This is a genomic window from Streptococcus sp. Marseille-Q8145, from assembly GCF_965112035.1.
Map to the genome: position 1 here is coordinate 37,039 of NZ_CBCOPQ010000005.1, position 23,448 is coordinate 60,486.

General features: G+C 44.3%; 23 protein-coding genes, 1 pseudogene and 1 riboswitch. Of the genes and pseudogenes, 23 read left to right on the forward strand and 1 reads right to left on the reverse strand.

Annotated elements, in window-relative coordinates; genetic code table 11:
* Positions 1–3 precede the first annotated feature (3 nt).
* The 8 genes from efeB to ACWPVL_RS10065 all read left to right on the forward strand — a co-directional run bounded on the left by efeB (position 4) and on the right by ACWPVL_RS10065 (position 8,547).
* Positions 4–1,212 carry an iron uptake transporter deferrochelatase/peroxidase subunit gene (gene efeB / locus ACWPVL_RS10030; protein ID WP_454388669.1) on the forward strand — a complete coding sequence of 403 codons (1,209 nt, stop codon included), beginning with the start codon at positions 4–6 and terminating at the stop codon, positions 1,210–1,212.
* Positions 1,190–2,887 (forward strand): FTR1 family iron permease, encoded by a 1,698-nt coding sequence (locus tag ACWPVL_RS10035; protein WP_454388671.1) that lies wholly within the window; start codon positions 1,190–1,192, stop codon positions 2,885–2,887. The genes efeB and ACWPVL_RS10035 overlap by 23 nt, the downstream gene beginning before the upstream one ends.
* Positions 2,880–3,587, forward strand: coding sequence for a twin-arginine translocase subunit TatC (gene tatC / locus ACWPVL_RS10040; RefSeq protein WP_454388673.1), 708 nt, complete (start codon positions 2,880–2,882; stop codon positions 3,585–3,587). The genes ACWPVL_RS10035 and tatC overlap by 8 nt, the downstream gene beginning before the upstream one ends.
* A complete protein-coding gene (locus tag ACWPVL_RS10045) occupies positions 3,587–3,772 on the forward strand; it encodes a twin-arginine translocase TatA/TatE family subunit (RefSeq protein WP_045496898.1) in 186 nt (61 codons plus the stop codon). Before tatC ends, ACWPVL_RS10045 begins: the two co-directional genes overlap by 1 nt.
* A gap of 170 nt (positions 3,773–3,942) precedes the next feature.
* Complete coding sequence (gene guaC, locus ACWPVL_RS10050; protein ID WP_037586165.1) at positions 3,943–4,926, forward strand: GMP reductase; 984 nt, start codon at positions 3,943–3,945, stop codon at positions 4,924–4,926.
* Positions 4,921–5,018: riboswitch (purine riboswitch) on the forward strand. It overlaps the preceding gene by 6 nt.
* 101 nt (positions 5,019–5,119) lie before the next feature.
* Positions 5,120–5,701 (forward strand): xanthine phosphoribosyltransferase, encoded by a 582-nt coding sequence (locus ACWPVL_RS10055; RefSeq protein ID WP_454389020.1) that lies wholly within the window; start codon positions 5,120–5,122, stop codon positions 5,699–5,701.
* A gap of 1 nt (position 5,702) precedes the next feature.
* On the forward strand, positions 5,703–6,968 hold the full coding sequence (locus tag ACWPVL_RS10060; protein WP_454388676.1) for a nucleobase:cation symporter-2 family protein: 1,266 nt from the start codon (positions 5,703–5,705) through the stop codon (positions 6,966–6,968).
* A gap of 238 nt (positions 6,969–7,206) precedes the next feature.
* Complete coding sequence (locus ACWPVL_RS10065) at positions 7,207–8,547, forward strand: MATE family efflux transporter (RefSeq protein WP_045496913.1); 1,341 nt, start codon at positions 7,207–7,209, stop codon at positions 8,545–8,547.
* A 53-nt stretch (positions 8,548–8,600) separates the two neighbouring features.
* On the opposite strand, the pseudogene ACWPVL_RS10070 reads toward ACWPVL_RS10065, so the two are convergent.
* Positions 8,601–8,789, reverse strand: a pseudogene (locus tag ACWPVL_RS10070) (4-oxalocrotonate tautomerase); the annotation flags it as partial.
* A 161-nt stretch (positions 8,790–8,950) separates the two neighbouring features.
* Here ACWPVL_RS10070 and ACWPVL_RS10075 point away from each other — a divergent pair.
* The 15 genes from ACWPVL_RS10075 to rlmD all read left to right on the forward strand — a co-directional run bounded on the left by ACWPVL_RS10075 (position 8,951) and on the right by rlmD (position 23,247).
* Positions 8,951–9,523 (forward strand): thymidine kinase, encoded by a 573-nt coding sequence (locus ACWPVL_RS10075; RefSeq protein ID WP_062123192.1) that lies wholly within the window; start codon positions 8,951–8,953, stop codon positions 9,521–9,523.
* A gap of 35 nt (positions 9,524–9,558) precedes the next feature.
* A complete protein-coding gene (gene prfA, locus ACWPVL_RS10080) occupies positions 9,559–10,638 on the forward strand; it encodes a peptide chain release factor 1 (protein ID WP_454388678.1) in 1,080 nt (359 codons plus the stop codon).
* Positions 10,638–11,468: a peptide chain release factor N(5)-glutamine methyltransferase gene (gene prmC / locus ACWPVL_RS10085; protein WP_454388680.1), complete on the forward strand. Its 831-nt coding sequence runs from the start codon at positions 10,638–10,640 to the stop codon at positions 11,466–11,468. The genes prfA and prmC overlap by 1 nt, the downstream gene beginning before the upstream one ends.
* On the forward strand, positions 11,461–12,051 hold the full coding sequence (locus ACWPVL_RS10090; protein ID WP_454388682.1) for an L-threonylcarbamoyladenylate synthase: 591 nt from the start codon (positions 11,461–11,463) through the stop codon (positions 12,049–12,051). The genes prmC and ACWPVL_RS10090 overlap by 8 nt, the downstream gene beginning before the upstream one ends.
* A 46-nt stretch (positions 12,052–12,097) precedes the next feature.
* Positions 12,098–13,360 carry a serine hydroxymethyltransferase gene (gene glyA, locus ACWPVL_RS10095; RefSeq protein WP_454388684.1) on the forward strand — a complete coding sequence of 421 codons (1,263 nt, stop codon included), beginning with the start codon at positions 12,098–12,100 and terminating at the stop codon, positions 13,358–13,360.
* Position 13,361: 1 nt separating this feature from the next.
* Positions 13,362–14,336 carry a nucleoid-associated protein gene (locus tag ACWPVL_RS10100; protein ID WP_454388686.1) on the forward strand — a complete coding sequence of 325 codons (975 nt, stop codon included), beginning with the start codon at positions 13,362–13,364 and terminating at the stop codon, positions 14,334–14,336.
* On the forward strand, positions 14,336–14,938 hold the full coding sequence (locus ACWPVL_RS10105) for a lysozyme family protein (RefSeq protein ID WP_125371729.1): 603 nt from the start codon (positions 14,336–14,338) through the stop codon (positions 14,936–14,938). Before ACWPVL_RS10100 ends, ACWPVL_RS10105 begins: the two co-directional genes overlap by 1 nt.
* Before the next feature lie 221 nt (positions 14,939–15,159).
* Positions 15,160–15,657 (forward strand): GAF domain-containing protein, encoded by a 498-nt coding sequence (locus ACWPVL_RS10110; protein ID WP_454388689.1) that lies wholly within the window; start codon positions 15,160–15,162, stop codon positions 15,655–15,657.
* Positions 15,657–17,321, forward strand: coding sequence for a DNA polymerase III subunit gamma/tau (gene dnaX, locus ACWPVL_RS10115; protein WP_454388691.1), 1,665 nt, complete (start codon positions 15,657–15,659; stop codon positions 17,319–17,321). Before ACWPVL_RS10110 ends, dnaX begins: the two co-directional genes overlap by 1 nt.
* Before the next feature lie 38 nt (positions 17,322–17,359).
* Positions 17,360–17,551 (forward strand): DUF3272 family protein, encoded by a 192-nt coding sequence (locus ACWPVL_RS10120; protein WP_015604746.1) that lies wholly within the window; start codon positions 17,360–17,362, stop codon positions 17,549–17,551.
* A gap of 210 nt (positions 17,552–17,761) precedes the next feature.
* Positions 17,762–19,045 (forward strand): 3-phosphoshikimate 1-carboxyvinyltransferase, encoded by a 1,284-nt coding sequence (aroA, locus tag ACWPVL_RS10125; protein WP_454388693.1) that lies wholly within the window; start codon positions 17,762–17,764, stop codon positions 19,043–19,045.
* Positions 19,038–19,514: a shikimate kinase gene (locus ACWPVL_RS10130; RefSeq protein ID WP_454388695.1), complete on the forward strand. Its 477-nt coding sequence runs from the start codon at positions 19,038–19,040 to the stop codon at positions 19,512–19,514. Before aroA ends, ACWPVL_RS10130 begins: the two co-directional genes overlap by 8 nt.
* Entirely contained in the window at positions 19,511–20,359 is an 849-nt protein-coding gene (gene pheA / locus ACWPVL_RS10135) for a prephenate dehydratase (RefSeq protein WP_454388697.1), read from the forward strand. Before ACWPVL_RS10130 ends, pheA begins: the two co-directional genes overlap by 4 nt.
* Entirely contained in the window at positions 20,356–21,693 is a 1,338-nt protein-coding gene (locus ACWPVL_RS10140; protein WP_454388699.1) for an LCP family protein, read from the forward strand. The genes pheA and ACWPVL_RS10140 overlap by 4 nt, the downstream gene beginning before the upstream one ends.
* A 183-nt stretch (positions 21,694–21,876) precedes the next feature.
* Positions 21,877–23,247, forward strand: coding sequence for a 23S rRNA (uracil(1939)-C(5))-methyltransferase RlmD (gene rlmD / locus ACWPVL_RS10145; protein WP_454388701.1), 1,371 nt, complete (start codon positions 21,877–21,879; stop codon positions 23,245–23,247).
* The last annotated feature ends 201 nt before the right edge of the window (positions 23,248–23,448 follow it).

Consider the following 23,448-nt stretch of genomic DNA (forward strand, 5'->3'; position numbering starts at 1 on the left):
AAGATGACCAAGGACGAAAAATGGTTTAATAAAAAAATGGATCGTCGGGAATTTCTTAAAAAAGCAGGGATTGGAGGCGCAGGCTTAGCACTTGGTGTCTCCAGTGCATCTGCTTTTTTCGCTAATCAAGCGAAGGAAGACAAAAAATTGGCTGACGGTGATGAAGAAATCAGTTTTTACGGTGAGCATCAAGCTGGCATCACAACAGCCATGCAAAAGAATATCTATTTTGTCATCCTGGACTTACATACGACGGATAAAGAGACCATTATCCAGATGTTCAAGGACTGGACCGCTTACAGTGAAAAGTTGGTCAATGGAAATTTAGTCAAAAAAGATGGTTCTAATGCCCTCTTGCCACCTACGGATACTGGAGAAACGGTCGGACTCAACCCTTACCGACTGACCTTAACCTTTGGCGTCTCTGCTTCTTTTCTGAAAAAAATGGGCTTGGAGGATAAAAAGCCCAAGGAATTTCGCGACTTGCCTCCTTTCCCTAAGGAACAACTAAAAGAGAAATATACTGGTGGGGATATTGTCATTCAAGCTTGCGCAGATGACGAGCAGGTAGCTTTTCATGCCGTTCGCAATCTGGTTCGTAAAGCGCGAAATGCTGTCACCATGAAATGGAGTCAGGCTGGTTTTGCTGCTATTGGCGATCGTATGTCTACTCCCCGCAATCTATTTGGTTTTAAAGACGGCACGGCCAATGTCACCAAGGAGAAAGATTTTGACAAGGTGGTTTGGTGTAATAGCAAGGACTGGATGAAGGGGGGCTCTTACATGGCTGTCCGTCGGATCCAGATGTTTCTTGAGACTTGGGATCGGACCAATTTGCAAGAGCAAGAAAATACCTTTGGTCGTTATAAGGAGAGCGGAGCGCCCTTTGGCAAGAAGAATGAATTTGACGAGGTAGACTTGGACTTGCTTCCAGTTGATGCACATGTGCGACTGGCTAAAGAAGTCGACAAGCCTCTCTATCGTCGTTCCTATTCTTATTCAGATGGTATTGATGAAACAACGGGTCAATTTGATACAGGCCTCCTTTTTATCTCTTTCCAAAAGGATCCTGACAGCTTTATCAAGGTGCAGACCAATCTTGGAGCACAGGATAAGATGAATGAATATATCACCCATGTGGGCAGTGGCTTGTTTGCTTGCTTCGGCGGTGTCAAAAAAGGAGAATATCTTGGTCAGAAATTATTTGAATAAGATCCTGTTTTTACTTTTGGCGCTCGTACTCCTAGCTCAGCCTGTATCGGCTGAGGATTCTTATAGCAGTCTCTTTATCAAGATTACGGATGCCAGCACAGCCGTTCAAAAGGGCGACCAAGCTAGTGCCAAAGAGTTGCTGGAGGAAATCCAGACTGAATTTGCGGCTTTAAGCAACCATGACTCAGCTGCAGGGAAAGAAGTCAGCAAGGCCTTGACTATCTCAGGCGATGTGACAGAGGATAAGCTGACCAAGGTTTCAGCTGCTCTTTTAGCTTTTGAAAAGGAGCAGAATCCCGTTGATCTTGAGGCGGAAAAAACCAAGCTAGTCAATAAACTAGAATCAAAATTTCAAGCTCTTCAGGCAGCGATTAAGAGCAAGGATCTTGAAAAGATTCGTGAAGCCTATAAAAAAATGAATTCGACTTGGACCGCCAATGAAGGAGTGGTGCGGGATCATAGTACGGCTCATTATGGTAAGGTGGAAACTGCTATTTCATTTTTACGGAGTGCTATTGAGACGGAGCCAACGGATTTTGAAGCTATTCAAACTTCCTATGATGACTTGAGAGCAGCGATTGATAGCTTTGTCAAGGGAGAAGAAGCGTCTGCTAGCAGTGAGAATCTTACACTGGCAGACGGTATTGGCCTTCTGAAAAAAGCTCTGCTTGCTTTCCAAAAAGGAGACGAGAAGCAGGGCAAGGCTGCCATGAAGAAATTTATCATGATTTGGCCAAGCGTTGAAGGAGATGTCAGCACTAAAAATCCTTCCCTCTATACCAAAGTAGAGAGCCAGTCGCCTGTCATCATGGTGAAGGGTAAGGATAAGGAGTATCAAGACCAGCTCGCGTCCTTGATTAGTGGGCTAGAACAGATTGACACCAGTGGATCTTATACTTTCTTTGATGCCATGCTGATTTTGCTGCGCGAGGGCGTTGAGGCACTCTTGATCGTGATGGCACTTGTCACGACACTCAAGGCCTCCAAGATGAAAAAAGGTCTTAAATGGGTCTATACTGGTGCTGGCTTGGGCGTACTAGCCAGTGCGGCCATAGCTATTTTGTTGCAAACTCTTTTTCCAGCCGTCGCCTCTGGCTCCAATCGTGAAATCATTGAGGGGGCAGTGGGGATTTTTGCAGTCGTCATGATGATTTTGGTCGGCATTTGGCTCCACAGTAAGTCCTCTGTCAAGAAGTGGAATGACTTCATGGAAAGTCAGATGCAGGCAGTGACAGCTAGTGGTAGTTTTATTTCCATGTTTGCCCTGAGCTTTCTCGCTGTTTTCCGTGAGGGAGCGGAGACCATCTTGTTCTACGCAGGAATTTTACCGCGCATTACTGCTCTAGATTTCTTTTTAGGATTGGGACTTGCTATTTTGGTTTTAGTTTTGCTCGCAATTCTAATGACCAAGGCCAGCAGTCTCATTCGGCCTCATCGGATTTTCTTTGGTCTGACTTGGCTGATTTATGCATTGGCCTTTAAGATGTTAGGTGTCAGCATTCATGCCCTGCAATTAACAGCTATTTTTCCTAGTCACTTGCTGTCTCATCTTCCAACCATTGATTGGCTGGGAATTTATCCGAGCCTAGAAGTGGTTCTAAGTCAAGCCATTTTTCTTGTCGTTGTCCTTTATGTGACCTTTAAAAATCGGCAAAAGGAGCGATCAGATGCTTAGTAAGGAACAGACCATTGTTGAGCACTTGGCGGAATTTAGATGGCGTTTCATAGCTGTCTTAATCTGGTTCGGTTTGATTTTTCTGCTCAGTCTACTTTTTGCAGCGGATATTTACAAATGGCTGACCGCTTCCTTTGAGCAGAAGCTGATTGTATTGGGACCAGACGACATCCTTTGGATTTATATTAGCTTGGCTAGTCTTGTGGCTTTCTCATTGACCCTGCCTTTTATGGTCTATCAGCTTTGGGAATTTATCCGACCTGCTCTGAGAAATAGTGAGGCAAAGGCGATTTTTGCTTATATACCAGCTACATTTTTCAGCTTTGTCCTGGGCTTGGCCTTTGGTTTTTACTTTGTCAGCCCTGCTATTTTGCAAGTTTTGCTTTCTTTAGGTGACGGTTTATTTGCCGTCCAGATGACAGCGCAGAACTATCTGTCCTTTCTATTTCACACGACCATTCCGATTGCTTGCTTGTTTGAATTGCCTGTCATTGTGGCCTTTCTCACATCAATCGGTTTGCTCAAACCGCAATTTTTGATAAAATATAGACGCTATGCCTATTTCGTTTTATTGGTATTAGCAGTAATCTTGACGCCGGCTGATTTCATCAGTGACTTGTCAATGACAGTGCCACTGATTTTGCTGTATGAAGTCAGTATCCTATTGAGTAAAATGATTGAGAAAAGGAGAACATCGTAATGGGAATTTTAAAAGACATCGGACTACCGGGGCTTATCGTTATCGTCCTAGGTGCCTTACTGATTTTTGGACCAAAACGTCTGCCAGAGCTAGGGCAGTCTATTGGAAAAATGTTTTCAGAGTTTAAAAAGGCAGTCGATGGAGGAGCAGAAGACTCCAACTCAGAAAAAGATAAGAAAGATTAAAACACGGTCGACCGTGTTTTTCTTAATTTCCGAACATTATCAATAATATATTTGAAATATTTTACAAAACCTGTACCTTGTGATATACTTTTTCTGGAAACGTCTGGATAGATGTAGCGATGCTGAAGAGCATAGGTAGGTCATTTTTAAGTATTGATAAGGAGTTTTCCATGCTCAATGATTTTCAGGTTTTTGACTATGAAGATATTCAACTAATTCCAGCGAAATGTATTGTGAAAAGTCGCTCAGAGGCTGATACCAGTGTGAAATTTGGTAAACATACGTTTCGGATGCCAGTCGTTCCGTCCAATATGCAGACGATTATTGACGAATCTGTCGCTGAAGAGCTTGCTCGAGGAGGCTATTTTTACATTATGCACCGTTTCGATGAGGAAGGGCGCAAACCATTCGTTAAACGAATGCATGAGCAAGGCCTGATTGCATCGATCTCCGTCGGTGTAAAAGACTATGAATATGACTTCGTTAGCAGTCTCAAAGATGATGCACCTGAATACATTACCATTGATATCGCACACGGGCACTCAGACAGTGTGATTCAAATGATCCAACACATCAAGAAAGAATTACCAGAGACCTTTGTTATTGCTGGAAATGTCGGAACTCCAGAAGCTGTGCGGGAGCTGGAAAATGCTGGCGCAGATGCGACTAAAGTCGGCATTGGCCCAGGCAAGGTTTGCATTACCAAAGTCAAGACAGGTTTTGGTACAGGCGGCTGGCAGTTGTCTGCTCTTCGTTGGTGCTCAAAGGTTGCCCGCAAGCCTATTATTGCGGACGGAGGGATTCGGACGCATGGTGATATTGCCAAATCGATCCGCTTCGGAGCCAGCATGGTCATGATTGGTTCGCTCTTTGCTGGTCACATTGAAAGCCCAGGAGAAACCATCGAGGTAGACGGCGATAAATTTAAAGAATACTATGGTTCTGCATCCGAGTATCAAAAAGGTGCTTATAAAAATGTCGAAGGCAAGAAGATTTTGCTGCCGGCTAAGGGCCATTTGCAAGACACATTAACTGAAATGGAGCAGGATTTGCAGAGTTCCATTTCCTATGCTGGTGGTCGTGACTTGCATAGCCTGACTCGTGTGGACTATGTCATTGTTAAAAATTCCATCTGGAATGGCGATGCTCATTAATGAAATAGAATAACTTATTTATCTTGCTAATGATTGGGGCAAGGTCTCTACAAGATGCCAAACATCTAACAATAAGTGAGTCTAATGACTTTCTGGTACTTTTAGTGTCAGGCTATTTGTCATGGAAAGAAAGGACTTGCTTATCGTGGCAGGTCCTTTCATCGTTGAAGAAAGATATTTTAAAAGGGAAGATATGAAAGTATTAGAAGAAAGAATTTTGAGGGATGGCAACGTTTTGGGAGAAAATATTCTCAAAGTTGACTCTTTCCTGACTCATCAGGTTGATTTTTCGCTTATGAAAGAAATCGGACAAGTGTTTGCCGAGCATTTCAGGAATGCAGGCATTACAAAAGTTGTGACGATTGAGGCTTCGGGAATTGTACCAGCTGTCTATACGGCGGAAGCCTTGGGTGTTCCAATGATTTTTGCTAAAAAGTCTAAGAACATCACCATGACTGAAGGGATTTTAACGGCGGAAGTATATTCCTTTACCAAGCAGGTCACTTCGACGGTCTCCATCGTTAGTAAGTTTTTGGAGTCAAGTGACAAGGTCCTGGTCGTTGATGATTTCTTGGCAAATGGTCAGGCAGCCAAGGGCTTGATTAAAATCATTGAAGAAGCTGGCGCTGAGGTGGTAGCCATTGGAATCGTGATTGAGAAATCTTTCCAAGACGGTCGAAGCTTGCTAGAAGCTCAAGGCCAAACAGTTCTTTCCTTGGCTCGAATTGACCGATTTGAAAATGGAAAAGTTGTATTTAGAGAGGCAGATCTATAAGATGAACTATAATGAAGAAAAACATTCACAGGCAGCCATTTTAGGTTTGCAGCATTTGTTGGCTATGTATTCGGGCTCCATTCTGGTACCGATTATGATTGCTGGGGCTTTAGGATACTCGGCTGAGCAGTTGACCTATCTGATTTCCACCGATATTTTTATGTGTGGTATTGCCACTCTTTTGCAGCTTCAATTAAATAAATATTTTGGTATCGGCCTGCCAGTCGTGCTGGGCGTGGCCTTCCAGTCCGTTGCTCCCTTGATTATCATTGGGCAGAGTCACGGTAGTGGTGCCATGTTTGGTGCCTTGATTGCATCAGGGATTTATGTGATTCTGATCGCTGGGATTTTCTCAAAAATCGCTAATCTATTTCCATCAGTTGTGACTGGTTCGGTCATTACGACCATTGGGTTGACCTTGATTCCAGTTGCCATTGGCAATATGGGAAATAATGTAGACAAGCCGACCGCCCAAAGTCTGATTCTAGCAGCTGTGACGGTGCTGATTATTCTTTTGATTAACATTTTTACCAAAGGTTTTATCAAATCCATCTCTATTTTGATTGGATTGATTGTCGGTACGGGCATCGCTGGAGCCATGGGCTTGGTAGATTTAACGCCCGTCGCACAGGCTCCGCTGGTCCATGTGCCAACCCCTTTCTATTTCGGAGCACCAAAGTTTGAATTTTCTTCTATCGTAATGATGTGTATCATCGCAACGGTTTCCTTAGTAGAGTCAACGGGTGTATACTTAGCGCTTTCTGACATTACCAAAGATAAAATTGACAGCACCCGCTTACGAAATGGTTATCGAGCAGAAGGACTTGCGGTCCTGCTGGGTGGTGTCTTCAATACCTTCCCTTATACAGGGTTTTCACAAAATGTTGGCTTGGTCAAATTATCCGGTATCAAAACGCGGTTGCCGATTTATTATGCGGCTGGTTTCCTGATTCTCCTCGGCCTTTTGCCAAAATTCGGAGCCTTGGCACAAATTATCCCAAGTCCAGTTCTTGGTGGTGCCATGCTAGTTATGTTTGGTTTTGTGTCCGTTCAGGGGATGCAAATCTTGGCGCGTGTTGACTTTGAGCACAGTGAGCATAATTTCCTCATTGCAGCGATTTCTATTTCAGCAGGTGTCGGACTCAATGGTAGCAGCCTTTTCAACAGCTTACCGACCAGCCTTCAGATGTTCTTCTCAAACGGAATTGTCATGGCTAGTCTGATTGCCATTGTCCTAAACGCGATCTTAAATCGCAAAAATAAATAAGAAAGAGAGTGGGACAGAAATCGGTAATTCGTTAAAATTCGATTTCGTCGTCCCACCTCCGCACAGTTGAGTAGGGCTGTAAAAGCTGATGAAATCAGCGTAGTAGAGCCCACTCAACCACTGCATCTTGCTCGACAATCCAAAGACAATTGAGAGGCTAGGACTTTTGTCCCAGCCTCTTTTGACTATTCAGTTGGCTTGTAGTATAGTTAAAGAAGATTAAAAAAAGGACTTCAACATGTATCAGACTTATCATTTGAAACAACGCCTAAGCTTGTTTGTCTCAATTTTTCTTCCCATCCTGATTTATCAGCTGGCAAATTTCTCGGCTTCCTTTGTTGACACGACCATGACGGGCCAATACGATACCTTGCATCTGGCAGGTGTCTCTATGGCGACCAGTCTGTGGGGCTCATTTTTCTCCTTTCTGACGGGGATTGTGTCTGCCTTGGTTCCGATCATTGGTCATCATTTGGGACAGGGGAAAGATGAAAAAATAGCCTCTGATTTTTATCAGTTTATCTATCTTTCTTTGGCTTTATCGCTGATTTTATTTGCGCTGGTATTTTTAGGTGCCCCTTTGGTTTTGCAGCGTTTGGGCTTAGACCCCCTGGTAAAAGATGTGGCCCAGCGTTATCTTTGGTACTTGTCCATCGGTATCATTCCCTTCTTGCTCTTTAGTGTTATTCGCTCTCTCTTGGACGCTTTGGGGTTAACTCGGCTTTCTATGTATTTGATGCTTTTGCTCCTACCTTTGAATGCTAGCTTTAATTATGTTTTGATTTATGGGGCTTTTGGCTTTCCAGAGATGGGCGGGGCTGGTGCGGGACTAGGCACTTCTTTAGCTTATTGGGTTTTATTAGTCATATCACTATTATTGGCCATCAAACATCCTAAAGTCCGCCAATACCAACTCTGGAAAATTCGTCCCTTGAGCACAACTGGTTTGGCTGAAGGTTTTCGCTTAGGCTTGCCAATAGGAGGGACAGTCTTTGCCGAAGTTGTCATCTTTTCAATCGTCGGACTGGTGATGTCAAAATTTTCATCTTTGATTATCGCTAGCCATCAGTCCGCTATGAACTTTTCTACTCTCATGTATGCTTTCCCTATGAGTATCTCTACAGCTATGGCCATTATCGTCTCTTATGAGTTGGGAGCTGAAAGACTTGACGATGTGAAGAAATATTGTACTTTGGGGAGAATTGTGGCATCCATTTTCGCGGTCTTTACCTTGATTTTTCTCTATATTTTCCGAGACAAGGTTGCCAGTCTCTATGGCTCAGATCCAGATTTCATACGTCTGACCTCAATCTTTCTTACTTTTAGCCTCTTTTTCCAATTGGCTGATACAATTGCCGCTCCTTTGCAGGGAATTTTGCGAGGCTACAAGGATACGAAAGCTCCATTTTACTTAGGCTTGCTAGCTTACTGGGGCGTTTCTTTGCCTCTGGGCTTGTTTTTAGATCAGGCTACGGACTTGGGACCTTATGGTTATTGGATTGGACTGATTGCGAGTTTGGTCGTGAGTGCAATCCTTTACCAACTGCGATTGAATTATATCCAAAAGAAGCGACGCTGAGCGTTTTCATCATAAAATTAAAAGGCTGAGTTATTATCTCAGCCTTTTTGATTTTATTTTGTTCGCATTTCACCTTGAGGGAAGTAAGTGCCTTCTGGCATGTCGTTGATGATGACATGGACAGCAGACTGAGGTGCGCCAGTATTTCTGACAACGGCTTCGGTGACTTCCTTAGCCAAAGCTTTCTTTTGTTCCAAGCTGCGGCCTTCAAATAAATCAATTCTGACAAATGGCATATGATTTCTCCTTTTCTTTTGCTAATCTTATTTTATCACAAATTAGGTTTTAAAGAATAGTGAATTATGGTAAAATAATAGGAAGTATGGTTGGTCTTTCCAGCAGAGTTTATGGACAGTGCTGAAAGTCCTAGAAAGACAATACTTAGAGAGAATGTAAGAATAAAATGGCTCAGTTATATTATAAATATGGCACAATGAATTCGGGCAAGACCATTGAAATTTTGAAAGTGGCCCACAACTACGAAGAGCAGGGCAAAAGCGTGGTAATCATGACCTCGGCTGTCGATACACGAGATGGCTTTGGCGTTGTTTCCAGCCGTATCGGCATGAAGCGATCTGCTATGGCAATCGAGGATCAAACGGATATTTTTGGCTATATTCAAAGTCTGCCTGAAAAGCCGTACTGCGTTTTGATTGATGAGGCTCAGTTTTTGAAACGTCACCATGTCTATGATTTGGCTAGAGTAGTGGATGAGCTGGATGTTCCAGTCATGGCTTTTGGTCTGAAAAATGATTTTCGCAATGAACTCTTTGAAGGCTCCAAGCATCTCTTGCTCCTGGCTGATAAGATTGACGAAATCAAAACCATTTGCCAATATTGTTCAAAAAAAGCAACTATGGTTTTGCGGACGGATAATGGGAAACCTGTCTATGATGGCGAACAGATCAAAATTGGTGGCCATGAGACCTATATTTCTGTTTGCCGCAAGCATTATTTCAATCCCCCCATTAAGTAGAATGAATTAGAAAATCAAGGAGATAGATTACAAAGATGAATATTTATGACCAGTTACAGGCAGTGGAAGACCGCTATGAAGAGCTCGGAGAATTACTCAGTGACCCAGATGTGGTCTCAGACACCAAGCGTTTCATGGAGCTTTCAAAAGAAGAGGCTTCTACTCGTGATACGGTAACAGCCTACCGCGAATACAAGCAAGTCCTTCAAAACATCGTTGATGCTGAAGAGATGATTAAAGAGTCTGGCGGAGATGCTGATTTGGAAGAAATGGCCAAGCAAGAACTCAAAGATGCCAAGGCTGATAAAGAAGCATACGAAGAAAAGCTGAAAATTCTCCTATTACCTAAGGATCCAAACGACGACAAGAACATCATCCTTGAAATCCGTGGAGCAGCTGGTGGAGATGAAGCGGCGCTTTTTGCTGGAGATTTGCTGACGATGTATCAGAAGTATGCGGAAGCCCAAGGCTGGCGTTTTGAAGTCATGGAAGCCTCAATGAACGGTGTCGGTGGTTTCAAAGAAGTAGTGGCCATGGTTTCAGGGCAATCTGTTTACTCTAAACTCAAGTATGAATCAGGTGCTCACCGCGTGCAACGGGTCCCTGTGACAGAAAGTCAAGGCCGTGTTCATACCTCAACAGCAACTGTCTTGGTTATGCCAGAAATCGAAGAAGTAGAATACGATATTGATCCAAAAGACCTTCGTGTCGACATCTACCACGCATCTGGTGCTGGTGGACAGAACGTCAACAAGGTTGCGACTGCCGTTCGTATCGTTCACTTGCCAACCAATATCAAGGTTGAAATGCAGGAAGAACGGACCCAGCAGAAAAACCGTGAGAAGGCGATGAAGATCATCCGTGCGCGTGTGGCTGACCACTTTGCGCAGATTGCTCAGGATGAACAAGACGCTGAGCGTAAATCTACTATCGGTACTGGTGACCGTTCAGAACGAATTCGTACTTATAACTTCCCACAAAACCGTGTCACAGACCACCGTATTGGCTTGACTCTCCAAAAACTAGATACCATCTTGTCTGGTAAATTGGATGAAGTTGTAGATGCCTTGGTACTCTATGATCAAACGCAAAAACTAGAAGAGCTGAATAAATAATGATGCTGGCTCAATATTTAGCGGAGCTAGAGCAGGAGCTGGTAGCAGCGGGAGAAGAAGCGGAAAGCCTGTCTTTCGTTTATCGGGCACTCAATGACCTCTCTTTTACCGACTTTGTTCTCAAGCTTCAGACAGCAGTTAGCCAGGAAGAACGTGAGCAGCTAAAAGCAATTCAAGAGCAACTGCTTGCTCATAAGCCGGCCCAGTATATCATTGGGAGTAGTGACTTTCACGGCTTGACTCTCAAAGTGGACGAGCGAGTTCTGATTCCAAGGCCTGAGACGGAGGAGCTGGTGGAACTGATTTTGTCAGAAAATCTCGAAAGTTCTCTGTCTGTCTTGGATATCGGAACGGGTAGTGGGGCCATCGCTCTGGCACTGGCAAGCAGTCGCCCAGACTGGCAGATTACTGCTTCTGATCTCTCTGGCGATGCTCTTGCCTTGGCGGCGGAAAACGCTCAGTCCTGCGGCCTCAATCCTACTTTTGTCCAATCCGATTGCATGGAAGCGATTAGCGGGACATTTGACATCATCGTGTCCAACCCACCCTATATTTCAGAAGCAGATAAGGATGAAGTTGGACTTAACGTTCTGACCTCAGAGCCTCACATGGCCCTCTTTGCTGAGGAGGATGGCTATGCCGTCTATCGGAAAATAGCCGAGCAGGCAGGAGACTATCTGACAGAAAAAGGAAAAATTTATCTGGAAATTGGCTACAAGCAAGGAGCCGGCGTCAAGGAATTATTTAAAAAATCCTTCTTGCAAAAACGAATCCGAGTCCTGCAGGATCAGTTTGGCAAGGATAGAATGGTGGCAGTGGACAATGGATAAGATAGAAAAGACTCTAGCAGCAGGCGGAGCAGTTGTCCTGCCCACCGAAACTGTTTATGGCCTCTTTACCCAAGCCTTGAACGAAGAGGCGGTTGAGCGAGTCTATGAATTAAAAAGAAGACCTCGTGACAAGGCTCTCAATCTCAATGTGGCTAGCCTGGAAGAAGTTTACCGTTTTTCTAAGAACCAGCCCAGTTATCTGGATCAACTCTATCAAGCCTTTCTGCCTGGGCCGCTGACTATTATCCTCCAGGCTAATGATCGTGTGCCATCTTGGATTAACTCTGGTATGGAAACTGTGGGCTTTCGGATTCCTAAGCACCCTGTTACCCTGGACTTGATTCGCAAGTATGGACCCTTGATTGGTCCATCCGCCAACCTTTCTGGGAAAGCCAGTGGAACTTCTTTCCAACAGATCATGCTGGATTTCCAAGAGCAAGTCTCGGGAGTAGAAGATGATGCTTCCTTGACAGGTCAGGATTCAACCATTCTGGACTTGTCTGGAGAAAAGGCACGTATTTTGCGCCAAGGAGCCATTACCCGCGAGGACATTCTCGCCCAAGTAAATGATATAACATTTTAACTATTAGGAGCCTAGCGCCCTATTTTCTCAAAAAAGGAGACACTTTATGATTTTTGACCAAGAAGACTACAAAACATTTGACAAAGAACTCTGGGATGCCATTGCCAATGAGGAAGAGCGTCAGCAACATAATATCGAGCTGATCGCTTCAGAAAATGTCGTTTCTAAAGCTGTTATGGCGGCTCAAGGTTCTATTTTGACCAATAAATACGCTGAAGGCTACCCAGGTCGCCGTTATTATGGTGGAACAGACGTAGTGGATGTTGTGGAGAGCTTGGCTATTGAGCGCGCCAAGGAAATCTTTGGTGCCAAATTTGCCAATGTGCAACCTCACTCAGGCAGTCAGGCCAATTGTGCAGCTTATATGGCTTTGATTGAGCCAGGCGACACAGTGATGGGCATGGATTTGTCTGCGGGCGGCCACTTGACTCACGGTGCGTCAGTCAGCTTCTCTGGTCAGACCTACAATTTCGTATCCTATAGCGTTGATCCCGAAACAGAATTACTGGACTTTGATGCCATCCTCAAACAAGCCAAGGAAGTACAGCCTAAGCTGATTGTGGCGGGTGCTTCAGCTTACTCTCATATCATTGACTTTTCGAAATTCCGTGAAATCGCGGATGCAGTAGGTGCTAAGCTGATGGTCGATATGGCTCATATTGCTGGTTTGGTTGCTGCAGGTCTCCATCCAAGCCCTGTGCCTTATGCGGATATCACAACCACAACAACCCACAAGACCTTGCGCGGACCTCGTGGTGGCTTGATTTTGACAAATGATGAAGATTTGGCTAAGAAAATCAACTCAGCCATTTTCCCAGGTATTCAGGGTGGGCCATTAGAGCATGTCATCGCAGCCAAAGCAGTTGCATTTAAAGAAGTGCTTGACCCAGCTTTCAAGGTTTATGCCCAACAGATTTTGGACAATGCCCAAGCCATGGCGCAAGTCTTCCGTCAGCATGATAAGTTCCGTGTGATTTCTGACGGTACTGAAAATCATCTTTTCTTGGTTGATGTCACTAAGGTTGTAGAAAATGGGAAAGTCGCTCAAAATCTCTTAGATGAGGTCAATATCACTCTTAATAAAAACTCCATCCCTTACGAGACTTTGTCACCATTTAAAACCAGCGGCATTCGTATCGGTACAGCAGCTATTGTAGCTCGAGGTTTTGGTGTCACAGAAAGTATCAAGGTGGCTGAGCTTATTATCAAGGCTCTGGAAAACGCTGAAAACGAAGCGGTGCTGAACCAAGTGCGAGCGGAAGTTCGCGAACTGACGGATGCTTTTCCGCTCTATGAAGGTTTGAACTAAGATGGACATTTACGTAAAAAAGGCCATCATTCATCAATTCAGTCCAGCTGATACCGAACTGCTGCTGGCGGATAAGTTTCTCAACATTACTCCCAAGATTGAAGAATACTTGCGTAAGAAAATCGAGCGAGTTTATTCTGATGAGGCGAAAACAGGTGTTTTCGATCCCGAAAATGTCTTTTTAGCCCAGCTTTCAGACGACTTACTGGAAACATCCGTGACAGTGGCTAAGCTTTGGCAGGAAGAGTTTTCGGTCAGTGAAAACCAGAAAACCAACGATCTGCTTTTCGTTCAGTTTGACAAGGAAGGCGTGGAGCATTTTGCTTTTCTGCGGATTGCGCTGCGGGAAACCCTGACCCACTTGGGTGGTGAGACGGACAATCCAATCAAGCTGACGCAGAACAATCTGCCTGGCTTTGGTACAGGTGCGGACGAGGCTTTGGTCATCAATCTCCAGTCTCGCAAGTACCATCTGATTGAAAAGCGCATCAAGTACAATGGTGCCTTTCTCAACTATTTTTCGGATAATCTCTTGCAGGTCAGTCCCAAGATTTCACCCAAAAAATCTATCAAAGCTCTGGAAAAAACAGCTCAAAAGATTGCTGAAAGCTTTAACACAGACGACTTTCAGTTCCAGTCTAAGGTCAAATCCAGCATTTTCAAAAATCTGGAAGAAAATGATGAATTATCTCCTGAAAAGCTGGCAGACGAGCTGTTTGACAGCAATCTGACAGCCCGACTTACCTTTATTGACCAAGTTAAGGAAACTGTGCCAGAGCCAATCAAGTTTGATGAGATTGACAGCAGTCGCCAGAAAAAGAAGTTCGAAAATCAAAAATTATCCCTCTCTAATGGAATAGAGCTAATTGTTCCCAATAATGTCTATCAGGATGCTGAATCCGTGGAATTTATCCAGAACGACAACGGGACTTACTCTATTCTCATCAAAAATATCGAGGATATACAAAGTAAATAATGTTTAAATTTATCAGAAGATTGATTTTGCTCATCATTCTGGCTGCCATCGCGATAAAAGGCTATCAAGTCCATCGTGATGTTAAGCAGGTTATGACCTATCAAAGCTTGGTTAGAGAAGTGCTGGACGAGCAGGACACAGCGGCTAATGAAGAGCTAGTCCTAGCCATGATCTACACAGAAACCAAGGGAAGAAACAACGACCTCATGCAGTCTAGTGAGAGTGCAACAGGCGAAATCAATTCGATTACAGACAATAAAGAAAGTGTTCGGCAAGGTATTCAGACTTTATCGGACAATCTAGAGCTGGCCAGCGAGAAAAAGGTGGATGTCTGGACGGCAGTTCAGGCCTACAATTTCGGCCAGGCTTATATCGACTATGTTGCGCAAAATGGCGGCGAGAATACGCTCGAGCTTGCAAAAAAATACTCAAAAGAAGTGGTTGCACCGAGTCTTGGCAATGTGACTGGAAAAACCTATTCATACTATAATATACTTTCTATTTTTTACGGCCCCAAGCTTTATATTAATGGTGGAAATTACTACTATTCGCGTCAGGTACGACTAAATATGTACCTTATCCGCTTTATGGGGTGGCTGTAAACAGATGAGTTGAGCATAGATCGCCTTTCTATAGGAATAAGAGGCTGGGATTGATAATCTCAGCCTCTTATATTTTGAGCAGGAAAGATGAAGCTTAGGACTATCCTTTGTGGCGGTCAGAATAAGAAAATGTTTTTCAACTTGAAGCTCGGACTAGAAAAGAAGCTAAAAAGTTTTTATTTTTTCTTCTGTAGAACGGGCTTTTTGATATAATAGAAAGTATGAATAAAAGGGAAAAAATTTCAAATTATCAACTGTTACTGGCTCAGCTGGAAGCCTTGTTGGAGGGTGAGACCAACGCTTTGGCCAATCTTTCTAATGCTAGCGCCCTGCTCAATCAAGTCTTGCCTCATTCGGTTTTTACTGGTTTCTATCTTTTTGATGGGAATGAGCTAATTTTGGGGCCTTTTCAGGGTGGTGTTTCCTGTGTCCATATTGCGCTAGGTAAGGGTGTTTGTGGGGAATCAGCTGAGAAAAAGCAGACGATTATCGTAGAAGATGTGACCCAGCATTCCAACTATATTTCCTGTGATAGCCGGGCTAAGAGTGAGATTGTGGTGCCCATGGTAAAAGACGGTCGTCTTCTGGGAGTGCTGGATTTGGACTCGGCCTTGACGGATGATTATGATAAGCTAGATCAGGAATATCTGGAAAAGTTTGTCCAGATTTTGCTTGAAAAAACGACCTGGAATTTTGAAATGTTTGGAGAAAAAGCCTAATGTATCAAGCTTTATATCGAAAGTACCGCAGTCAGACCTTTGGTCAGCTGGTGGGTCAGCAGGTAGTAGCGACCACTCTGCGGCAGGCTGTTGAGCAAGGGAAAATCAGCCATGCCTATCTTTTTTCTGGTCCACGTGGAACAGGAAAAACCAGTGTTGCCAAGATTTTTGCCAAGGCTATGAACTGTCCTAATCAAAAGGATGGTGAGCCCTGCAATGACTGCTATATCTGCCAGGCCATCACTGAGGGGAGTCTTGAAGATGTCATTGAGATCGACGCGGCTTCTAATAATGGTGTCGATGAGATTCGTGATATTCGGGACAAGTCTACCTATGCGCCCAGTCTTGCCAAGCACAAGGTCTATATCATTGATGAGGTGCACATGCTCTCGACTGGAGCCTTTAACGCCTTGCTCAAGACCTTGGAAGAGCCAACCGAAAATGTGGTCTTTATCCTAGCGACGACAGAGCTGCATAAGATTCCAGCGACCATTCTTTCTCGTGTTCAGCGATTTGAGTTTAAGTCTATCAAGACGCAGGACATCATTGGTCATATTGAGTGGATTCTGGAGCAGGAAGGCATTGATTTTGAGCAAGAAGGTGTGCAGATTATTGCCCGTCGAGCTGAGGGCGGTATGCGAGATGCCTTGTCTATCCTCGATCAGGCTCTTAGCTTGACCCAAGAAAATCGTTTGACTACTGATATTGCTGAAGAGATCACAGGCTCTATCAGCTTAGGTGCCTTGGATGCCTATGTAGCAGCCTTGATTGCGCATGACGCAGTCACAGCCTTAGACAATCTCAATCTGATTTTTGACAGCGGCAAAAACATGCCTCGTTTTGTGACGGACCTCCTGCAATATTTGCGTGACTTGATTATTGTCAAAACTGGTGGGGAAAATCATCATACTAGTGAGCTCTTTCTGGAAAATATCAAGACACCGCAGGAGACTCTCTTTGCCATGATTGAGATAGCGACCAAGAGTTTAGCAGACATCAAAAATACCCTGCAGCCTAAGATTTATACAGAAATGATGACTATTCGACTGGCTGAGGAAAAAGCAGGCTTGGACCAGATTCCTGACAACTTGGCAGAAGAACTGTCTAATCTCAAGCAGGAAATTCAAGAGCTCAAGCAGCAATTGGCCAATGTCGGCAGTCAGCCAGCTCCAGCAGCTAAGAAATCAGAGGCACGACCTCAGAAGGCTAAGACCTATCGAGTAGATCGCAATAAGGTCAATGCCATTTTGGAAGAGGCAGTGGAAAATCCTGACTTGGCTCGCAGCAATTTGACCAAGCTGCAAAATGCTTGGGGTGAAATTATCGAGAGTTTGGCAGGAGCGGACAAGGCGCTGCTCATCGGTTCGCAGCCAGTTGCAGCTAACGAAAATCATGCTATTTTGGCTTTTGAGTCTCATTTCAACGCTGAGCAGACCATGAAAAGAGAAAATCTCAATACCATGTTTGGAAATCTGCTGAGCAATGCTGCTGGTTTTTCACCAGATATTCTGGCTATTTCCCTAGAGGACTGGACTCAAATTCGGGCAGAATTTTCAGCTAGAAGTCGTAGCAATAAAGCAGAAGCAGTTGAAAAGCAGGAAGAAAGTTTGATACCGGAAGGTTTTGATTTTCTAGCAGAAAAAATCACCGTGCAAGATGATTGAATTTAGATTTTTATGATTTTTCATGCTATAATGGAAGAATGAATAGACGACAATTTATAGTAATGGCGGCTTTTACAGCCCTAGAAACATATTTTTTTAATGAAGCAATCATGTCTGAGCACTATCTGATGGCTATTTTCTGGGCCATTCTGATTGGTCGTAATCTGCAGATTAGCTATGTGATGGGGCGGATTATGGATGAGATTGATAAGCATTTAGGACACAAATAATGGCTAAATCAGAGATTAACTAGAGCAAGAATCTAGTACTCTCGTGGTTTTGATAAGGAATAAAGGGAGGCTGAGAGATGATTGTCGCAGCCTCTTTTATCATGTAGAAAAGTAGAAAGAAGGAAGAAGTCGGAATGAATACAAGAATTTTTTAGAAAATTGCTATTTTTATGATAAAATAGAAGTTAGTAGCAATTGAAAGGGGCATCTATGAAGTTAAGAACAAAGGCAAAAGGTCTGAATGGCCGCATCCGTGTGCCAGGCGACAAATCAATCAGTCACCGTTCGATTATGTTCGGGAGCTTGGCCAAGGGCCTTACAGTGGTTCACGATATTTTGAGAGGTGAGGATGTCCTTTCTACGATGCAGGTCTTTCGCGATTTAGGCGTCAAGATAGAGGATGATGGAAAGACTGTCAAGATCCATGGTGTTGGATTTGATGGACTCAAGGCACCGCACAATAAATTGGATATGGGAAATTCAGGGACCTCTATCCGCTTGATTTCGGGTGTCTTGGCAGGTCAGGATTTTGCAGCAGAGATGTTTGGGGATGATAGTTTGTCCAAACGTCCGATGGATCGGGTAACCCTGCCTCTTAGTCAAATGGGTGTGGATATTTGGGGTCAGACAGAACGAGATTTACCGCCACTACACATTCATGGCCGAAAAGATTTAAAACCGATTCATTACCAGCTGCCAGTAGCTTCCGCTCAAGTCAAATCAGCCCTGATTTTCGCCGCTTTACAGGCTCAAGGCGAGTCGGTCATTATTGAAAAGGAAATTACCCGTAACCATACAGAGGATATGATTGTCCAATTTGGTGGTCAAATTGAGGTCAAGGGCAAGGAAATCCGTGTGCGGGGTGGTCAGACCTTTACTGGGCAAGCAGTGAGAGTGCCTGGTGATATTTCCAGCGCAGCCTTCTGGCTGGTTGCAGGTTTGATTCTGCCCCAGTCCAAAATCGTCCTTGAAAATGTAGGAATCAATGAAACTCGGACAGGGATTCTTGATGTTATCAAGGCAATGGGCGGTAAGATGACCCTTTCTAATATAGATGAGGTGGCCAAATCCGCTACGATTACCGTTGAGACTTCTGAGCTGAAGGGAACGGAGATTGGCGGAGAAATTATTCCGCGCTTGATAGACGAGCTTCCGATCATTGCCCTTTTAGCGACCCAAGCTGAGGGCAGAACGGTAATCCGAGATGCAGAGGAGTTAAAAGTAAAAGAAACCGATCGGATTCAGGTTGTCGCAGATGCCTTAAATAGCATGGGAGCAGCCGTTACCCCTACAGCAGATGGTATGATTATCGATGGAAAAACGCCTCTTCATGGTGCAAGCATCAATACGTTCGGTGACCACCGTATTGGAATGATGGCAGCCATTGCGGCTCTATTAGTTTCGGATGGTCAGGTGGAGCTGGAGCGGGCAGAGGCTATCAATACCAGCTATCCAAGCTTCTTTTCAGACTTGGAGGGCTTGATGAATGGCTAAGATTTTACTTGGCTTCATGGGAGCGGGAAAATCAACGATTGCGAGAGCCTTGTCAGCAGATTTTCTGGATATGGACGAGCTGATTGTCCAAAAGATCGGCATGTCCATCCAAGAGTATTTTGCTCAATATGGTGAACCAGTCTTTCGAAAAATTGAGGCTGAAGTCTTGGCTGAGTGTATCCAGCAGGATGTCGTGCTTTCTACGGGAGGGGGTGTTGTCTTGAGCTCCCAAAATCGTGAATTATTAGCCCGAAATCCCCAAAATATTTATCTGAAGGCTGACTTTGAGACCCTCTTTCGTCGGATTGAGCAAGATCAGGAAAATCAGCGCCCCTTGTATCTGACCAAGAGCAAGGCAGATTTGCAGGAGATTTTTGAACAACGCCAGGCTCTCTATGAGGCGGTCGCGACACAAACAATTGACGTGGTAGGAAAAACGCCACAAGAAATTATTGAGGAAATTCAATGAGAGTAGCTTTTTTAGGACCCAAGGGATCTTTTTCCCACCATGTTGCCCAAGAAGCCTTTCCCAAAGCAGACTTGGTGCCCTACCAAAATATCACAGAAGTGATGAAGGCCTATGAAGGGAAAGAGGTGGATTATTCAGTCGTTCCCGTGGAAAATTCGATTGAAGGAAGTGTCCATGAGACCTTGGATTATCTTTTCCATCAGGCTGAGATCCAAGCGGTAGCAGAGATTGTTCAGCCCATTAAGCAGCAGTTATTGGCGACCAGTTTGGACAAGCCCATTGAGAAAGTCTTTTCCCATCCTCAGGCGCTTGCTCAGGGAAAAGGCTATATTCGCCAGCATTATCCAGAAGCAGCAATTGAAATTACTGCCAGTACAGCTTATGCGGCTCGCTTTGTGGCAGAGCATCCTGACCAACCTTTTGCGGCTATTGCACCGCGGACTGCGGCAGTCGAGTATGGTTTGCAAGTGGTGGCTCAGGATATTCAGGAAATGGAGGAAAATTTCACTCGTTTCTGGATTTTGGGACAAACCACCCCTGCTCTTAAGCTTGTAAAGCAAGAGGAAAAGCAGAGTTTAGCTCTGACCTTACCGGATAATCTGCCCGGTGCATTGTATAAGGCACTATCAACCTTTGCTTGGCGTGGCATTGACCTGACAAAGATTGAAAGCCGCCCTCTTAAAACAGCCCTAGGGGAATATTTCTTTATTATTGATATTGATAATGAACGGAAAGAATTAGTGGATTTCGCTTACCAAGAGCTTACTACACTTGGTATCACATTTAAAATTCTAGGCAGCTATCCCGTTTTTCAAATTCAGGATTATAGATTGGAGCAGAGATGAGAGAAACAGAAAATCTGAGTCGACACGAGCAGTTAAGGCTGGATTATCTCCATACAAACTATTACTATCTTAACGAACATGAAAAAGAGGAGTATCAGTACCTCCGCCAAAAGTCGAAAGGACGGTCAGATGCTGCGCAAAAAACGGCTACCAAGCAGACCGTGCAGGCTTTATCAGAAGATCCGAAGACGGATTCATCCGGTTTGTTACCTAAATACCCGGGTAAAGGTTCTCTTAGCAGAAGCCAAAAGAATTCCCGTAATTCTTTAAAGCAAGAAACGAAAAAATCAACTCAGAAAACTCCTAGAACCTACAAAAAAATTCGTCCGAAGCGCGTGCTGATGTGGCTCCTCATTTTTGTGCTTTTGGTTGTTTCTGGCATGCTCTTTATGTTTTTCAAAGGCTTAAATACAGCGAGACCAGGAAATCTTAAAGCGGCTGATGTTGAGTACTTTGATGGTCATGATGCTCGAGATGGGATCAACATTCTTGTTTTAGGGACAGATGGCCGAATTGGAGAAAATTCAACGGAGACTCGGACTGATTCAATTATGGTCTTGAACGTTGGTAATAAAGACCATAAAATGAAGTTGGTTAGCTTTATGCGTGATACCTTGATTCATATTGACGGCGTCAGCAATTCCTACACGGAGCCGACGGATGATGATTATTATGATCAAAAATTGAACTCCGCCTATACTTTTGGTGAACAAGACAATCATCGTGGAGCTGAGGCAGTGCGCCAAGCATTGAAAGATAACTTCGATATTGACATTAAATACTATGCTCTAGTGGACTTTAATACCTTTGCGACTGCAATTGACACCCTCTTTCCAAATGGTGTATTCATGGATGCTAAATTTTCGACTATTGATGGCGAAAAAGTCACAGAAGTGGAAGTTCCAGATGATTTGAACATGAAGGATGGAGTGGTTCCTACTCAAACCATCAAGGTTGGTCGTCAGCACATGGACGGTCGGACGCTCTTAAACTATGCCCGCTTCCGTAAGGACGATGAGGGTGACTTTGGACGTACACGCCGCCAGCAAGAAGTCTTGACTGCTATCATGCAGCAGATAAAAGACCCTACGAAGCTTTTTACAGGATCTGAAGCATTAGGAAAAGTTTTTGCCTTGACCTCGACCAATGTACCTCAGAGTTTTATTTGGTCACAAGGCTTATCCTTGGTGCTTGATTCACGCAATGGGATAGAGCGCCTCACTATACCAGAACTAGGCGACTGGACGGATACCTATGATATGTATGGTGGACAAGGACTCTTGATTGATTTTGAAGCCTATAAAGAAAGATTGAAACAAATGGGATTAAGATAGGGCTCTTATGATATAATGGGAAGTGGCAGATTTTGTCTCTTCCTTTTCTTTTTGGGAAAATAGCAGAGCAGAAATGTGACCATATTTTCCAATAGGAAGAAAGAAATAAACAGTATAAAATCCAGTGATTCCCTGCTTTAGTATAATTGTAGTTGAACGCAGGATTGCTTAGAAAGTAAAGAAATGTTAAAAAAGAACGATATTATTGAAGTAGAAATTGTAGATCTGAGTCATGAGGGAGCGGGTGTGGCCAAGGTAGACGGCCGCGTTTTTTTCATTGAAAATGCCCTGCCGAGTGAAGTGATTCGCATGCGTGTCCTCAAGGTCAATAAAAAAATCGGCTTTGGCCGTGTTGAGGAATTTGTGAAAAAGTCTGACCAGCGCAATGAGCATGTTAATTTAGCCTATCTGCGGACTGGGATTGCTGATTTAGGGCACTTAGCCTACCCAGCCCAGTTAGCTTTTAAAGGCAAGCAAGTGCAGGACTGCCTTTATAAAATTGCTGGCATTTCGGACGTAGAAATGATGGAGACACTGGGCATGGATCAGCCACTGGCCTACCGTAATAAAGCACAGGTGCCAGTTCGCCGTGTCAATGGACAGCTGGAAACTGGCTTTTTCCGGAAAAATTCCCATGACCTCCTACCGATTGAGGACTTTTATATTCAGGATCCAGTTATTGACCAAGTTATCGTTTTTGTACGCGACTTGCTGCGTCGCTTCGACCTCAAGCCCTACGATGAGAAGGAGGGCACTGGTTTGATCCGTAATCTGGTTGTCCGCCGTGGCCATTATTCTGGTGAAATCATGGTGATTTTGGTGACCAGTCGGCCTAAGATCTTCCGAGTGGAGCAGTTAATAGAGAGTTTGACAGAGGCTTTCCCAGCTATCAAGTCCATCATGCAAAATATCAATGACCAGCCGGGAAATGCCATTTTCGGTCGGGAATTTCGAACACTCTACGGCCAAGATTTCATCACTGACAGCATGCTGGGCAAGCAGTTCCAGATTGCTGCGCCAGCCTTTTACCAAGTCAATACTGAGATGGCAGAGAAGCTGTATCAGACGGCCTTTGACTTTGCTGATTTTAAAAAAGAGGATATTGTGCTGGATGCCTACTCAGGTATTGGCACCATTGGCCTGTCGCTGGCTGACCGAGTCCAGCAGGTCTATGGAGTCGAGGTCATTCCTGAGGCCGTGGAAAATAGTCAGCGCAACGCAGAACTCAACGGTATCACCAATGCTAGCTATGTTTGCGCCCCTGCAGAACAAGCCATCCAAACTTGGCTGAATCAGGGAATCAAGGCGGATGTCATCCTAGTCGATCCGCCGCGTAAGGGCCTGACAGAAAGCTTTATCACTTCTAGTGTCAGCATGGAGCCCCAGCGGATTGTCTACATTTCCTGCAATCCTGCTACTATGGCGCGTGATATTAAACTCTATCAAGAGCTAGGCTACGAACTAAAGAAAGTCCAGCCAGTGGATCTCTTTCCGCAGACGCATCATGTTGAGACGGTATCACTGCTTGTACGAGCTGATTTATCAGCGAAGTAGAAGTAGATGTTCCGTCCATGCGATAGCTGTCGTAGAGTGGAGATAGTCTCCACGACGGACTAAAATTATGTGTTCCAGTGGTGAGATACGAGGAGCAGTTAAATTTGGACGATAGTGGGCTATTCACAAATATACTAATAGATCAATTGATGGAAGAATAACTACAGGAGAGTATCAGAACTGGGGAAAAAAGATTGAGTC

Excerpts from the sequence above, each read along its gene's own strand:
- efeB (WP_454388669.1), top strand. The coding sequence starts at position 4 with ATGACCAAGGACGAAAAATGGTTTAATAAAAAAATGGATCGTCGGGAA.
- tatC (WP_454388673.1), top strand. The coding sequence starts at position 2,880 with ATGCTTAGTAAGGAACAGACCATTGTTGAGCACTTGGCGGAATTTAGA.
- ACWPVL_RS10045 (WP_045496898.1), top strand. The coding sequence starts at position 3,587 with ATGGGAATTTTAAAAGACATCGGACTACCGGGGCTTATCGTTATCGTC.
- guaC (WP_037586165.1), top strand. The coding sequence starts at position 3,943 with ATGCTCAATGATTTTCAGGTTTTTGACTATGAAGATATTCAACTAATT.
- ACWPVL_RS10055 (WP_454389020.1), top strand. The coding sequence starts at position 5,120 with ATGAAAGTATTAGAAGAAAGAATTTTGAGGGATGGCAACGTTTTGGGA.
- ACWPVL_RS10060 (WP_454388676.1), top strand. The coding sequence starts at position 5,703 with ATGAACTATAATGAAGAAAAACATTCACAGGCAGCCATTTTAGGTTTG.
- ACWPVL_RS10065 (WP_045496913.1), top strand. The coding sequence starts at position 7,207 with ATGTATCAGACTTATCATTTGAAACAACGCCTAAGCTTGTTTGTCTCA.
- ACWPVL_RS10075 (WP_062123192.1), top strand. The coding sequence starts at position 8,951 with ATGGCTCAGTTATATTATAAATATGGCACAATGAATTCGGGCAAGACC.
- prfA (WP_454388678.1), top strand. The coding sequence starts at position 9,559 with ATGAATATTTATGACCAGTTACAGGCAGTGGAAGACCGCTATGAAGAG.
- prmC (WP_454388680.1), top strand. The coding sequence starts at position 10,638 with ATGATGCTGGCTCAATATTTAGCGGAGCTAGAGCAGGAGCTGGTAGCA.
- ACWPVL_RS10090 (WP_454388682.1), top strand. The coding sequence starts at position 11,461 with ATGGATAAGATAGAAAAGACTCTAGCAGCAGGCGGAGCAGTTGTCCTG.
- glyA (WP_454388684.1), top strand. The coding sequence starts at position 12,098 with ATGATTTTTGACCAAGAAGACTACAAAACATTTGACAAAGAACTCTGG.
- ACWPVL_RS10100 (WP_454388686.1), top strand. The coding sequence starts at position 13,362 with ATGGACATTTACGTAAAAAAGGCCATCATTCATCAATTCAGTCCAGCT.
- ACWPVL_RS10105 (WP_125371729.1), top strand. The coding sequence starts at position 14,336 with ATGTTTAAATTTATCAGAAGATTGATTTTGCTCATCATTCTGGCTGCC.
- ACWPVL_RS10110 (WP_454388689.1), top strand. The coding sequence starts at position 15,160 with ATGAATAAAAGGGAAAAAATTTCAAATTATCAACTGTTACTGGCTCAG.
- dnaX (WP_454388691.1), top strand. The coding sequence starts at position 15,657 with ATGTATCAAGCTTTATATCGAAAGTACCGCAGTCAGACCTTTGGTCAG.
- ACWPVL_RS10120 (WP_015604746.1), top strand. The coding sequence starts at position 17,360 with ATGAATAGACGACAATTTATAGTAATGGCGGCTTTTACAGCCCTAGAA.
- aroA (WP_454388693.1), top strand. The coding sequence starts at position 17,762 with ATGAAGTTAAGAACAAAGGCAAAAGGTCTGAATGGCCGCATCCGTGTG.
- ACWPVL_RS10130 (WP_454388695.1), top strand. The coding sequence starts at position 19,038 with ATGGCTAAGATTTTACTTGGCTTCATGGGAGCGGGAAAATCAACGATT.
- pheA (WP_454388697.1), top strand. The coding sequence starts at position 19,511 with ATGAGAGTAGCTTTTTTAGGACCCAAGGGATCTTTTTCCCACCATGTT.
- ACWPVL_RS10140 (WP_454388699.1), top strand. The coding sequence starts at position 20,356 with ATGAGAGAAACAGAAAATCTGAGTCGACACGAGCAGTTAAGGCTGGAT.
- rlmD (WP_454388701.1), top strand. The coding sequence starts at position 21,877 with ATGTTAAAAAAGAACGATATTATTGAAGTAGAAATTGTAGATCTGAGT.